Annotated in this window: 14 protein-coding genes; 5 read left to right on the top strand and 9 right to left on the bottom strand. The window is 71.5% G+C overall.

Features of this window, described 5'->3' with window-relative positions:
- The 4 genes from M3C17_RS09590 to M3C17_RS09575 all read right to left on the bottom strand — a co-directional run.
- Positions 1 to 736: SDR family NAD(P)-dependent oxidoreductase (locus M3C17_RS09590; RefSeq protein WP_259977459.1), on the bottom strand; the 736-nt coding region annotated here is incomplete at its 3' end.
- A 95-nt stretch (positions 737 to 831) separates the two neighbouring features.
- On the bottom strand, positions 832 to 1,428 hold the full coding sequence (locus M3C17_RS09585; RefSeq protein ID WP_259977458.1) for a dihydrofolate reductase family protein: 597 nt from the start codon (positions 1,426 to 1,428) through the stop codon (positions 832 to 834).
- Positions 1,429 to 1,535: 107 nt separating this feature from the next.
- A complete protein-coding gene (locus M3C17_RS09580; RefSeq protein ID WP_259977457.1) occupies positions 1,536 to 1,892 on the bottom strand; it encodes a YciI family protein in 357 nt (118 codons plus the stop codon).
- 2 nt (positions 1,893 to 1,894) lie between these two features.
- A complete protein-coding gene (locus M3C17_RS09575; protein ID WP_259977455.1) occupies positions 1,895 to 3,163 on the bottom strand; it encodes an RNA polymerase sigma factor in 1,269 nt (422 codons plus the stop codon).
- A 438-nt stretch (positions 3,164 to 3,601) separates the two neighbouring features.
- On the opposite strand from M3C17_RS09575, the gene M3C17_RS09570 reads away from it, so the two are divergent.
- The 3 genes from M3C17_RS09570 to M3C17_RS09560 all read left to right on the top strand — a co-directional run bounded on the left by M3C17_RS09570 (position 3,602) and on the right by M3C17_RS09560 (position 6,471).
- The gene (locus M3C17_RS09570; RefSeq protein ID WP_259977454.1) at positions 3,602 to 3,994 is read left to right on the top strand and encodes a helix-turn-helix transcriptional regulator; all 393 of its coding nucleotides are present in this window, start codon (positions 3,602 to 3,604) and stop codon (positions 3,992 to 3,994) included.
- A gap of 1 nt (position 3,995) precedes the next feature.
- Positions 3,996 to 4,973: an SRPBCC family protein gene (locus tag M3C17_RS09565; RefSeq protein ID WP_259977453.1), complete on the top strand. Its 978-nt coding sequence runs from the start codon at positions 3,996 to 3,998 to the stop codon at positions 4,971 to 4,973.
- 145 nt (positions 4,974 to 5,118) lie between these two features.
- On the top strand, positions 5,119 to 6,471 hold the full coding sequence (locus M3C17_RS09560) for an FAD-dependent oxidoreductase (RefSeq protein ID WP_259977452.1): 1,353 nt from the start codon (positions 5,119 to 5,121) through the stop codon (positions 6,469 to 6,471).
- Here M3C17_RS09560 and M3C17_RS09555 read toward each other — a convergent pair.
- The 5 genes from M3C17_RS09555 to M3C17_RS09535 all read right to left on the bottom strand — a co-directional run bounded on the left by M3C17_RS09555 (position 6,462) and on the right by M3C17_RS09535 (position 10,161).
- A complete protein-coding gene (locus M3C17_RS09555) occupies positions 6,462 to 7,199 on the bottom strand; it encodes a Pr6Pr family membrane protein (protein WP_259977451.1) in 738 nt (245 codons plus the stop codon). The two genes, M3C17_RS09560 and M3C17_RS09555, sit on opposite strands and share 10 nt — an antisense overlap.
- 102 nt (positions 7,200 to 7,301) lie before the next feature.
- Complete coding sequence (locus tag M3C17_RS09550) at positions 7,302 to 8,180, bottom strand: ribonuclease H (RefSeq protein ID WP_259977450.1); 879 nt, start codon at positions 8,178 to 8,180, stop codon at positions 7,302 to 7,304.
- A 52-nt stretch (positions 8,181 to 8,232) separates the two neighbouring features.
- The gene (locus M3C17_RS09545; protein WP_259977449.1) at positions 8,233 to 8,505 is read right to left on the bottom strand and encodes a hypothetical protein; all 273 of its coding nucleotides are present in this window, start codon (positions 8,503 to 8,505) and stop codon (positions 8,233 to 8,235) included.
- Positions 8,506 to 8,810: 305 nt separating this feature from the next.
- The gene (locus tag M3C17_RS09540) at positions 8,811 to 9,116 is read right to left on the bottom strand and encodes a protealysin inhibitor emfourin (RefSeq protein WP_259977448.1); all 306 of its coding nucleotides are present in this window, start codon (positions 9,114 to 9,116) and stop codon (positions 8,811 to 8,813) included.
- Complete coding sequence (locus tag M3C17_RS09535; RefSeq protein ID WP_259977447.1) at positions 9,091 to 10,161, bottom strand: M4 family metallopeptidase; 1,071 nt, start codon at positions 10,159 to 10,161, stop codon at positions 9,091 to 9,093. The genes M3C17_RS09540 and M3C17_RS09535 overlap by 26 nt, the downstream gene beginning before the upstream one ends.
- 78 nt (positions 10,162 to 10,239) lie before the next feature.
- On the opposite strand from M3C17_RS09535, the gene M3C17_RS09530 reads away from it, so the two are divergent.
- Both M3C17_RS09530 and M3C17_RS09525 read left to right on the top strand, forming a co-directional pair.
- Complete coding sequence (locus M3C17_RS09530; protein WP_259977446.1) at positions 10,240 to 11,715, top strand: hypothetical protein; 1,476 nt, start codon at positions 10,240 to 10,242, stop codon at positions 11,713 to 11,715.
- A 67-nt stretch (positions 11,716 to 11,782) separates the two neighbouring features.
- Positions 11,783 to 12,985 (top strand): hypothetical protein, encoded by a 1,203-nt coding sequence (locus tag M3C17_RS09525; protein ID WP_259977445.1) that lies wholly within the window; start codon positions 11,783 to 11,785, stop codon positions 12,983 to 12,985.
- Positions 12,986 to 13,121 lie beyond the last annotated feature (136 nt).

The following is a 13,121-nucleotide window of genomic DNA, read 5'->3' as shown; positions in this document are numbered from 1 at the left end:
CGCCGTCCACCAGGTGGTAGCTGCCGGTGATGAAGCTCGCCGCGTCGCTGGCGAGGAACACCACCAGGTTCGCCACCTCGTCGGCCTGACCGAGACGCCCGATCGGGTGCTTCGAGACGAGGAACTCCTTCGCCGCGTCGTCCATGCTCGCCAGCAGCGGAGTGTCGATGAAGCCGGGGCCGACCGAGTTCACGCGCACGCCCTGCGCCGAGTACTCGAGCGCTGCGGTCTTGGTCATCCCGACCACGCCGTGCTTGGCGGTGACATAGGCGGGGGAGCCGGCGAACCCGACGCTGCCGAGGATCGAGGCGATGTTGACCACGGAGCCGCCGCCGTTCGCGAGGATCGACGGGATCTGCGCCTTCATGTTGCGGAACACCGCGTTGAGGTTGATCGCGATGACCTTGTCCCAGGCGTCCTCCTCGTAGTCGGCCGTCGGCGCGGTGGCGCCGCCGATGCCGGCGTTGTTCACGCCGATGCGCAGCGGGGCGAGGGAGTTCGCCAGCTCGACCGAGGAGGCGATCCACGCGGGATCGGTCGCATCGCCGACGGACGCCTCAGCGGTCCCGCCGGCGGCGCGGATCTCGTCGACCACGGCCTGTGCGTTCTCGGCGTTCAAGTCGTTGACGACCACGGCGGCGCCGTTCTGCGCCAGCAGCAGTGCGACCGAGCGGCCGATGCCGCTGCCTGCTCCCGTCACGATCGCCGAGCGGTTCGAGACGTCGTACTGAGCCACGAGAGACTCCACTTCCGGGCGGGCGCGGTGCCGGGAGATCTTCTCGGACGGTCCGTCCTCACCTTCCAGCCTACGCCGGAATATCGGAGGTGGATTCAGCTGAATGGAATCGGGTGGCGCGTGTAGGTGCTGATCACGACGCCGCCGGGAGTGGCGACGCTGGTGCTGAGGCGGAATCGCGCCAGGCTGCTCTCGCCGTCGAACATCCGCTTCCCCGCGCCGAGGACGAGCGGGAAGGTGAGGATGCGGTACTCGTCGACGAGGTCGTGCGCGGCGAGACCTCGGACGAGAGTCCCGGAGCCGAAGACGGCGACGTCGCCGTCGGTGCGCGCCACGACGTCGCGGACCGCTCGTGGCAGGTCTCCGTCGATCACATGGGAGTTCTGCCACGGCGAACCGAGGGGCGAGGAGGTCACCACGTACTTCGGCATCCGGTTCATGGCGGCGATGGCGGGGACGGACTCATCGGCGTTGGCCCAGGCATCGCGAAGGATCTCGTAGGAGCGGCGCCCCAGCAGCATCGCGGCCGCACGAACCGTGGCGTCCTGCATGACGTCGTCGACGACGTCGTCGCTGAGGGGCGGGACCCAGCCTCCGCGGTCGAACCCTCCATCGGTGTCCTCGTCGGGTGACAGCGGCGACTGGATGACGCCGTCGATGCTGCTGAAGTTCACGACGACGATGCGTCCCATGACTGACCTCCGGAAGTGTGTGTCGCTGCGCGACGCGCGCTCAGGCTAGTGCAACTCTAAAGTTGCACTAGCCTGAGCGCAAGAGTGTCTCCGGGAGCCGACGGCGATCAGTCCTCGTCCCAGGGGAGCTTCACCATGGGCAGGACGTAGATGCGGCCGGAGATCGCGACGGGGTGCTTCGCCATGAACGCCGCGGCCTCGTCGATCGAGTCGGCGGTGATCAGGTCGTAGCCCGCGAACCACTCCTTGAACTCGGGGAAGGGGCCGTCGGTGACGATCGTCTTCCCGTCGCGGACCGCCACGGATTTCGCCTGTTCGGGCCCGGCGACGGGGCCGCCATCTCCGAGGCGCCCGGCGGCGTCGCCCTCGGTCGCCCAGCGCTCCAGGATCTCCTGGTCCTCGGCCCGCTCCAGCGGGGTGCCGGTGGCGTCGGACATGTGGATGACGAGGTAGGTGCTGCTCATGATCATTCTCCGTTCTGTGTGGTGAGGTGGTGGCGGCGGCGGATGAGGTGTGCGGTCTCGGCGGTGTTGCCGGCGAGCTCGATCGCGCGATCGTAGGCGGAGCGGGCTTCGGCAGTTCGGCCGAGCGCCCGCAGCAGCTCGGCGCGCGCAACGTGGAAGGCGTGGTGGCCGTCGAGCGACCCCGTGAGGGGCTCGACCATCGCGAGGGCGACCTGAGGGGAGTCGAACTCGGAGACCGCGATCGCCTTGTTCAGGGTGACGACGGGGCTCGGATCGATCCGTTCGAGCCGCGTGTAGAGCGAGACGATCCGGCCCCAATCGGTGTCGCGCGGGTCTCGCGCAGTCACGTGCACGGCGTTGATCGCGGCGAGCAGCAGGTACCGCCCGGGGCGGGCGTCGTCGCCGTCCAGGTCCGCGGCGCGCGAGTGCAGGAGCTGCGACCCTTCCGTGATGGCGGCGCGATCCCACACGGATCTGTCCTGCTGGTCCAGGCGCACGAGTTCACCATCGGGCGACAGGCGTGCCGCGGCGCGCGCATCCGTGAGGAGCATCAGGGCGAGCAGCCCGGTCGCGTCGGCATGGTCGGGAAGCAGCTCGTGAGCGAGCCGGGTGAGCCGGATCGCCTCCGCGCTCAGCGCGCTCCGGAGCGGGGCCGTGTCGGCGCCCGAGGCCAGGTAGCCCTCGTTGAACACGAGGAAGAGCACGGAGAGCACGGCGTCGATCCGGTCGGGCAGGTCCTCCGCGCGGGGGAGTGAGAAGGGGATGCGCGCCGCCTTGATCTTCGCCTTCGCGCGGGTGATGCGCTGGCCCATCGTGGTCTCCGCCACCAGGAACGCGTGCGCGATCTCGGCGACCGTGAGGCCGCCCACGATCCGCAGCGTGAGAGCAACTCGGGCCTCCCGCGGCAGGATCGGGTGGCAGCAGATGAAGAGCAGGCGCAGTCGGTCGTCGTCCACGGCGCCTGTGGACGCGGGTGGTTCCATGTCGTGCAGCATGATCGCCTCCCGGTGCTTCTCGTCGCGGCGGGCCTCGCGGCGCAGCCGGTCGATCGCGCGTCGGCTCGCGGTCGTCGTCACCCATCCGGCCGGGTTCGGAGGCACGCCCTGCGTCGGCCAGAGCTCGACGGCCGCAGCGAAGGCCTCGGCGGCCATCTCCTCCGCCAGATCGAGGTCTCCGAAGCGGCGGGCCAGTCCGGCGACGATGCGCGTCCATTCCTCGCGGTGCGTGCGCGCGATGATCGGCGCGGCCGCACGCGCGTCGGTGGGGCTCACGACGCCTCCGCCGCCGGGCGTCGGAGGGAGCGCGCCGCGGACCTCGTCGTCCGCTCCTGCTGATCGCGGATCGTCATGTCATGCATCCCTTCCGCGCCGGGGTGTTCCCGGCCTTCCTGATGTCCACGAACGGCGGACCGCGGATTCGACAGCCCGGCGAGAATCCCCCGGGGCGCATCGAGAAGCGCCCCTCGCCGCGGGTTCGTGGAGCGGGGTGCGGGGCGGCGTTCGGCGAGGGCGGCTCGGCGCTCCCACGCGGCCGTCCCCTGCTGCGTCGCCACGTCATGCAGCAGCAGGGCCATCATCGGATCAGTATGCACGGTGCCGCCTTTCGAGGTGAGGGCCGGAGCGCCCGAATACCTACACCACGAACGGGGCGTGCGCTTTTCGACAACCACCTCTTGACACACCCCACGAGCAGGCATAACGTACAACCAAATGGTTACACGAACAGAACTGAGCGAAGCGGAGGTCGACCGTGTGTTCCACGCACTGGCGACGTCGACCCGGCGCGACATCCTGCGCCGGACGATCGAGCGGGAGCAGTCCGTCTCGGCCCTCGCCTCCGAATACGAGATGTCGTTCGCCGCGGTCCAGAAGCACGTCGCCGTGCTGGAGGCTGCGAACCTCATCGTCAAGCGCGCCGAGGGACGCGAGCGGCTCGTCCGCGCGAACCCCGAGATGATCGCCCGCGCCAGGGCGCTCCTCGCCCGCTACGAAGAGCTGTGGCGATCGCGCATCGCCCGGCTCGACGACCTGCTGGCCGAAGCGCCCGCCGGCCGCCCCGACAACGACAGCACCGACACTGCACGAACCGAACAAGGAGACTGACATGCCCGTCACCGACGTCACCACCGATGCCGACACCCTCACCATGACCGTCACAGCCGACTTCGCGGCCCCCGTCGAGCGGGTGTGGGACGCGTACAGCGACCCGCGCCAGCTCGAGCGCTTCTGGGGTCCTCCCGGATGGCCTGCGACCTTCACCGCCTGGGACCACACCGTCGGCGGCCGCGCCGTCTACACGATGAACGGGCCGCGGGGCGAGAAGTCGACCGGCACCTGGGAGTTCCTCGCGATCGACGAGCCGCGCCGCTTCGAGGTGCTCGACGCGTTCGCCGACGAGAGCGGCACTCCGCTCGACGGCTTCCCCACGCAGCGCATGTCCTTCACCTTCGAGCCGACCGATCAGGGCACCCGCATGGTGACCACGAGTCACTTCGAGTCCGTCGACGCGCTCGAACAGGTCGTCGAGATGGGCCAGGTCGAGGGCATCAGGATGGCCATGGCGCAGCTCGACGCCGTGCTGCAGGACCTCCGCGAGTACGCGCAGGGCAAGGGCACGCGGGTCGAGCTGCTCGACGACACGCACGTACGCATCACCCGGCTCGTGGAGGGGCCGCGCGAGCTGGTCTGGCGCGCGCACTTCGAGCCCGAGCTGATCCGCCGGTGGATGCTCGGCCCTGACGGCTGGGAGATGACGGAATGCGTCGCGGCGACCGAGGTCGGCCAGTCGTACCGCAACTCCTGGGCGCCCGTCGGCGACACCCCCGGCGAGCCGTTCGGCTTCGAGGGCGAGGCGCTGCTGATCGACGCCCCGCGCCGCGCGGTCACCACCGAGCGCATGCAGGGGATGCCCACCGAGACCGTCAACGACCTCAGCCTGTATGAAGAGGACGGCGCCACCCTCGTCACGGTGCTCATCGAGTACCCCGACAAGGAGACGCGCGACATGATCCTCGCCACCGGCATGGCCGACGGCATGGAGGCGTCCTTCGCCCGACTGGAGCGGGAGCTGCTCTCCGTCTGAGCGGGACGGCGTTCACAACTCCTCAGAAACCGGCCGGATCCCCGCGGATCCGGCCGGTTTGCGCAGGCGAAGGGACGGATCTGAGGAGTTGTGAACGAGGTCCGCCGAGGCTCGGGCGCGGGAACCGGGATAAAGTGGCGACACCATGAGGATCACGCGCCGCACCCTGCTCCTCGGCGCCGGAGCCGGTGCCGTCTCGGTGCTTCTGGCCTCCTGCACTCCAGAGCCCGAGCCGACGCCCACCGCCACGCGCACCCGTGAACCCGAGCCGCCGCCCGGGGTGCCCGCTCCGGCCGCGAGCATCCGCAGCACCTGGACCACGGACCCGTTCTCACTGGGCGCCGCGAGCTTCATGCCCGTGGGGGTGCTCGCCGAGACCCGCTCCGCCCTCGCCCGGCCCGTCGACGACCGGGTGTTCTTCGCCGGAGAGGCCACGGCCGAGGAGGCCGCAGGCACCGTCCGCGGGGCCATCGCCTCGGGAGAGCGTGTCGTGCAGGAGCTGATGGATCCCGCCGGCTCGGGCGAGCGGATCGCCGTGGTCGGTGCGGGCCTGGCCGGCGCCACGGCGGCCGCGCTGCTCGCCGACCGCGGCATGCAGGTCACCGTGTTCGAGGCGCGCGACCGCGTCGGCGGCCGCGTGCAATCCGTGACGGACGACTCCTGGCCGCTGCCGGTGCAGCTCGGCGCATGGCTGTTCGGCGCGGACGACGCGGAGGTGCTCGACCGGCTGAGCAGTGGCGACGTCGGCATCGTCGACCTGGCCGGTGAGCTGTGGCAGACCCCCGACGGAGACATCGACCCCGTCGACCCGCAGCCCGTCACGGCAGCGCTCGCCGCCGCACAGGCCGCCCCCGAAGACACCTCGGTCACCGACGCGCTGACCGTCGCGGGCGTCGACCCCGCAGACCCCGGCATCGCCGCGCTGCTGCAGATCCTCGCCGCTCGCACGGGCGCCGACGCCACCGCGCTCTCCAGCTGGTTCGCGCCGCCCCTGCCCACGGGCGACCCGAAGGCCACGCGCGACAGTCTCGTCCCGTTCGTGGAGCACGCGCTCGACGGGGTGCAGGTGGGGCTGAACTCGCCCGTCGCGCGACTCGCCTACGACGACTCCGGAGTGAGCGTGCGACTGGGCACGGGCGAGGCGCTGTCGTTCGACCGGGTCGTGGTGACCGTGCCCCTGGGTGTGCTGCAGGATCGCAGCATCGAGTTCGACCCGCCGCTGCCCTTCGGCAACCGCGGCGCGATCTCCGCGCTCGGCATGGGCGCGATCGAGACCGTGTGGCTGCGGTGGGACGAGGCGTTCTGGGACAACGAGGAAGCCGTGTGGCACGCCGTCGGCTCCGATGCGCTGATCCCCACCTGGATCAACCTCCGCCCCGCGACCGGGGAGAACGTGCTCGTGGGCATCGTGGGCGGCTCCGCCGCGGCGGACTTCGCGGAGCTCGACGAGGACGCGGCGCTCGATGCGGCGCTGGAGTCCCTCGCGCTCTACCTCTGACCCGCGTTCGCCGAGACCAGCTCGCCCTCCTCGCTGTCTCGCGCGCGGTTCGCATCGGGCGGGTCGCCCGGCTCAGGATCCCGGGAGTCGGAGTCCCGCAGCGCCCGGGGCTGCGGCATCCGGCTGATGAGCACCAGGGCGGTCGCGACCACCGCGAAGGACGCGAGCGCGATCGCGCACGACACGAGGAACTCCGGCGGCCCGCTCACCTGTCGGGGGTCGAGGAAGTAGTACGGATACCAGCCGATCAGCGGGCCGCGGATCAACGTCGCGATCCCCCACAACACGGGGTATACGAGCGTCAGCGGCACCACGCGCCAGGGCACCGAGCGATGCCCCGGCGCCAGGGCCCACGCCGCGACCGTGACCGCCGGAAGATAGAAGTGCAGCACCTGATCCGACCACGGCACATCGATGCGGATGCCGCGCACGCCCGCCTGCCAGACGAGGATCGCGAAGACGAGGCCCGCCGTGATCGTCCAGGTCAGCACGAGCGCCAGCGCCACGGTGAGCCAGCGCGGGTCGCGGGCGCGACGCAGTGCCAGGACCCCTGCGATGGTCAGCAGCACGACGAAGGCGATGTTCGACTGATTGGTGAGGTAGGCGAAGAAGTTCTGGCTCGCGATCGTGTTCGACGCGAGCCCCCAGCTCAGTCGGTGGATGAGGGCGATGAGGCAGATCGCGGCCGCGCCGAGGCGGAGCAGACCGAAGACGGTGCGGGGCTTCACCGCTGCGTCACCGTCCCTTTCGCCATCCGCCGAGTCTACGGAGCCGAACCGCGCGCACGCGCATCCAGGCTCGTACGACGGCCGTCGGCGGGCGATCGTCCGTCAGATCAGGCGGCGAAGAGCCTCTTCGAGCGTGACGCCCTGGGCCTCGGCACGGTCCCGCAGGCGCGCGTGCTCGTCGGCCGAGAGTGGCAGCTGCAGCACGATCGGGTCGTCCTGCGCGGCGTCGAGTCCGTCGAGCAGGTCCGACGGCTCGGCCCACAGCGGCAGCGCATACGGGGAGTCGGCGGTTGCCGACGTCGCGGCGGCGGCAGCGGGCGCCGGGGCGGTGGACGTCGGTGCGGTGCGAGGGGCGGCGGCCGGCGTCGATGGTGCGCCGCCTGCGGTGGTCGGTGCGGTGGCGGATGCGGATGCTCCGGTGCTCGCGGCGTTCGTGGCTCCGGCGCTCGCTGCTCCGGCTTTCGTGGCTCCGGCGGCGACGGCGGCGGAGGCGGCGACCGCGGCACCGGCGTCGGTCGCGAGGGTGAAGCCCGGGCCACGGCGCGGTTCCTGTCCCTGCTGGTAGGCCTTGGCGGCGGCATTCGCGCGCTCGTCGGCCGCCTCGTTCAGCGGGTGTCCGGCGTGCCCCTTCACCCACGAGAACTCGACATCACGGCCACGGATCGCCTCGTCGATGCCCTCCAGCAGGTCGCGGTTGAGCACGGCGCCGCCGTCGGACTTCCGCCAGCCGCGGCGCTTCCACCCCGGCATCCACTTCGTGACGGAGTCGATGACGTACCGGCTGTCGCACTCGATCAGCAGCTTCTCGTCGGTGCCGGCCGTCGCGCGCAGCAGTTCGAGCACCGCCCGCAGCTCGCCCTGATTGTTCGTGCCGTGGGGGGAGCCGCCGGCCGCCCAGTTGGCGTCGTCGATGTACCAGGCCCAGCCGTTCGGGCCGGGGTTGCCCAGGGCGGAGCCGTCTGCGGCGGCGGTGATGGTCATCCTTCCACCGTATCGGTGAGGGAGGACGCGGCCGGGCGAGGCGGGAGCGGTGTCAGTCCTCGGGCTCGCCGTTCTCCGTGCTCTCGGCCTCGGGCGCGGGCGGGGCGACCGGGAACACGATCGAACTGACCGAAGAAGGCGCATCCGCGCCCAGGCCGAGCGTGAGCGGGTCGACGGCGGGGGCGGTGTCGAGCTGCTCCGCCTCCGAGCGCTCGAGCGGCTCCGAAGGCAGAGCCCACTGCTTCTCTTCTTCTTCGGGTCGCTGCTGGAAGAGTCCCATGCCCTCCATCATGACCCCCGCGCCGCCGTCTGCGTCCGATTCCACCGGATTCTCTGGGGCGCGTGCTGATCGAGGTCGCACTGTTGCGTCGGGGTCGCACGCATGAGTCGGGTGCGTGCGACGCGGGGCCGTATCTGCGACCGTGCACCCGTGCTCGTCGAGGTCGCGGAGTCGCGTCGAGGTCGCACTGTCGCGTCGAGGTCGCGGAGTCGCGTCGATGTCGCGGAGTCGCGTCGAGGTCGCACTGTCGCGTCGATGTCGCGGAGATGTGGCGGGGACGCGCGACGCGGGGCTGGATCTGCGGCGTGGGTGCTGCTCCAGGGCGCGCACTCACGCGTCGGGGAGGGGGCTCAGCGCGATGCCTGCCGTACGGCGTCGACGAGGGTGCGCCAGGGGCCGTCGATCGCGGAGTCGGGCAGTTCCCGCTCCCGCCGCTCGGAGGGGGTGCGCGCGCGGATGCTCCAGACGAAGCGGTCGGCGCCGCGGCTCTCATCGGGCTCGGCATCCCACGGGCAGCGGTCGATCAGGTCGATCCACTCGTCGGCATCGGGCTGCTCGGCCTCCACGCGCCACTGGCGACGGATCCCGGCGATGCCGCCCGAGCGGACCACCGCGATCACCACTCGCGCGTCAGTCGGTGGAGGGGAGTCGGTCACCCTCATAGACTCCCACGGCGGTCCACGCGCGTCGAGCCGCCGCCTCGGTCTCGGCGTCCACCGTTGCCGCCGCCGCGAGCGTGGCGTCGGCGAACTGCGTGAACGTGGCGGTGCGGGACAGCCCGCCGGTGAGCGCCCGGTACCAGACCGTGCCCGCGCGCTCCCACGCGTTGCCGCCGAGGTCGCGGGCGAAGAGGGCGAACGCGCGGTTGGGGATGCCGGAGTTGATGTGCACCCCGCCGTTGTCCTCCGTCGTCCGGACGAAGCCGCTCATGTGGTCGGGCTGCGGGTCCTTCCCGAGCTCGTCGTCGTCGTAGGCGGTGCCCGGCGCGATCATGGAGCGCAGCGCGGAGCCCTCGACCGCGTCGGTGAAGATCTCCGCCCCGATGAGCCAGCTCGCACGGTCGGCGGTCTGCCCGAGCGCGTACTGCTCGGTGAGGGCGCCGAGCACATCGGCGATCGACTCGTTCAGCGCACCGGGCTGCCCCTGGTACTCCAGGTCGGCGGTGTGCTGCACGACCCCGTGGGCGAGCTCGTGCCCGATCACGGTGAGGGAGCCGGTGAACCTCTGGAACACCTCGCCGTCGCCGTCGCCGAACACCATGCGCTCGCCGTCCCAGAAGGCGTTGTCGTAGTCGACGCCGTAGTGGACCGTGGCGTCGAGCGGCGCGCCGGCATCGTCGAGGGAGTTGCGGCCGAACGCCGCCAGCAGCATCTCGAACGTGGCGCCGAGGCCGTCGAAGGCCTGATTGACCGCCGTGTCGTGCACCGGGTCGTCGTCTTCCGTGCGGACGACCGCTCCCGGCAGCTGCTGGGTGTTGCCGGCATCGCTGATCGTGCGGTTCGGGGCGTCAGAGAGCTGGGCGACGAGGTCGCCGTTGGCGTCGATGGAGAGGTCGATGCGGGCGCGGAACGGCGGACGGCCCGCTGTGAGCGTCTGGCGGGCGGCTGCGGCCGCCTTGGGGAACCGCCCGGAGGCGGCCAGCCGCGCGAGCAGGTACGAGGGGACGACGCCATAACGGGGGAAGTGCTCTGCGCTGCTCATGCTGCGACCCTACGCCGGGCGAGGGACGTTGTCGGCGCGCTTGAGATTGAGAATCGTTATCAATAAGGTGGCAGGAACATGAACCTCTCGCTGCTCCGCCGTGCTGCCCTGCTCCCCTCCGCGCTCGCCGTCGCGCTCGCCGCCTCGGCCTGCGCGCCGGTGCCGTCGGCCGTGTCCTCCGGAACCCCCGCGGCCGATGATCACGGGGTCGGGGCGGCCGGAGCCGTCGAGGTGGCCTCACCGGCCCGCGCGCTCGTGATCGCCGACGAACACGGCGAGGCGACCCTTCTCGATCTCGACACCGAGGAGCGCCGGACTCTCGCGGCGGCCGAGGCCGACGTCACGGCAGTGACCGGGGACGGGCGCCTCGTCTTCCGCACTCGCGGTTCGGGAGCCGCCGCCGCCGTCGAGGTGATCGACACCGCCCGGTGGACCGTCCCGCACGGCGACCACACCCACTCCTTCCGCGGAGAGCCTCGACTGCTCGGCACCCTGGCGGGTGCGGGCGCCACGCACGCGGGTTCTGCAGGGCAGCGGACGGCACTCGGTCTCGACGACGGAGAGGTCGTGGTGCTCGTCCACGATGAACTCGGGGACGGCGTCGATCGAGCGCCGCGCCTCGACCTTCCCCACGCCGGGCCGGTCTTGCCGTTCGCCGACCATCTGCTCGTGCCGACCGCCGACGGCACGATCCGGGTCGTGGACGCAGACGGGGTGCCCGACTCGACCACCGCTCTGCTCTGCACCGCCGGAATCGCCGAATCCGGGGGTGCTCTCACCGATCCCGTCGCAGCCGATGCCGGTGCTCCGGTCGCGGACGCCGACGCTCTCACCGATCCCGTCGCAGCCGATGCCGGTGCTCCGGTCGCGGACGCCGACGCTCTCACCGATCCCGTCGCAGCCGATGCCAGTGCTCCCGTCGCGGACGCCGCCGGTCTCACCCCCGATCCCGCCCTCACCTCCGCCCTCACCTCCGGCCTCGCCGCCGCCGCCGGCCCCGACGTCGCAGCGCTCGATGCCGACATGACCCGGGTCGGCGCGGTGTACGCCTGCCGCGACGGTGCCGTGCTGTTCACGCGCGCAGTGGGTGGGACAGTCGTCGGCGAGAGCATCCTCGCGCCGCCCGGTTCCACGATGCCGGGCCGCCTGAGCGGGCGCACGGACCGCCCTGACCTCGCGGGGGTCGCCGTGGACGGGACGGCCTGGCTGCTCGACGTGCGCCAGCGCGCCTGGACGGCTCTGCCCTCCCAGACCCCGCTCGTGCGCGCGGCCGCGCTCGGCGATGACGACAGCCGCACGGTCGTCATCGACGTCGAGGGGCGCGTCCGTGTGCTGGCGCCCGACGGCGAGGTGCTCGCCCGCAGCGAGCCCGTGCTGGCGGATGCGGTCGCCGACCCCGCGCTGCGCGACCGCATCCACCTGCTGATCGACGCCACCCATGCCTACGTCACCGATCCCGCGGCGGGTGCCGTGCACGAGATCGACGTCGACGACGGTCGCACCATCCGCACGTTCGACGAGCTGGATCCGCGATTCGTCCAGCTGGTCGGCTGACCCCAGTCCGCGACGACCGCGGTCGTCACCGCGCATCCGCGCATCCCCCCAGAAAGAGAGAAGAACCATGACCCGAACCCGCAGCCGCCTCGCGATCGGTGCACTCGGCGCCCTCGCCGCCGTGGCGCTCGCCGGATGTGCCGGCAGCGCTTCCACCGCGAACACGACTGCCCCCGCGGGAGAGCAGCATCCGGCCGACACCCGCGTCGCCCTCACCTACGACGGCGGCATCCTCGTGCTCGACGGGGACACGCTCGCGCCGATCGGGGACGCCGAACTCGACGGGTTCCTGCGCGTGAACGGCGCGGGAGACCACGATGGCCACGTGTTCGTGACCGCGGAGGACGGCTTCCATGTGCTCGACACCGGGCTCGCCTCCGGCGCCGTCGCCTTCACCGGCGAGGTCTTCGACGCGGTGGCAGCCGGCCACGCCACGCCGCATGCCGGTCGTACGGCGCTGTTCGACGACGGCACCGGTGGGGTGCGGATCTTCGACACCGACGCGATCGGCACCGGCACGCTCCCGGCGGTCGACACGGTGACCTCGGAGGCCGCGCACCACGGCGTCGCGCTCGAACTCTCCGACGGCTCCGTGCTGACGACACTCGGCACCGCCGAGTCGCGCAGCGGGGTGCGGCACCTGGCGGCGGACGGCACAGAGCTGACGCGGAGCGAGGAGTGCCCGAACGTGCACGGCGAGGGCGCGCTGAAGGGGGAGGCCGTGGTGTTCGGTTGCGAGGACGGTGTGCTGCTCTTCGCGGATGGCGCCTTCACCAAGCTCGTGGCTCCCGACGCTTTCGGCCGCACCGGCAACGCGTATGTGTCCGACACGAGCGCGATCGCGTTCGGCGACTACAAGACGGACCCCGACCAGGAGGGCTACTTCCTGTCTCAGCTCGTGCGGATCGACACCGCCTCGCGGGAGCTTTCGGTGATCGATCTTCCCGAGGGGGTCGAATACACCTGGCGCGGGGTGGGGCGCAGCGCGCACGACGACGTCGTCGTGCTGGGGGCCGACGGTTCCCTGACGGTGCTCGACGAGCAGGGGGAGGTGCAGGACTCCTGGAGCGTCATCGATGCGTGGGAGAGCCCGACCGAGTGGCAGGAGCCGCATCCCGGGCTGCGCGTCGTCGGTGACATCGCCTACGTGACCGAACCGGCGAAGAGTCGCATGGTCGCGGTCGACCTGCATTCGGGGGAGATCGTCGCCGAGACGGCGCTCGATGTGGTGCCGAACGAGTTCGTGGTGGTCGGCACCGCCGGGCACTGATCGCGGAGCGTCCCGAGCGCCCGGCCTCTCTCGCGAGGCCGGGCGCTCGTTCGCGTGTGCGGGGGTCCGAGCTCCTGCGAGTCGGCGCGCGGTCGGGGCCCGATGGCCGCCAAGCCGCGCGCTCGCGTCTCGATCT

The organism is Microbacterium sp. p3-SID336 (assembly GCF_025143365.1).
In the GTDB taxonomy this organism is placed as follows: Bacteria; Actinomycetota; Actinomycetes; order Actinomycetales; family Microbacteriaceae; genus Microbacterium.
The sequence above is the reverse complement of the archived record's forward strand: the minus strand, read 5'-3'. Positions and strand labels throughout refer to the sequence as shown.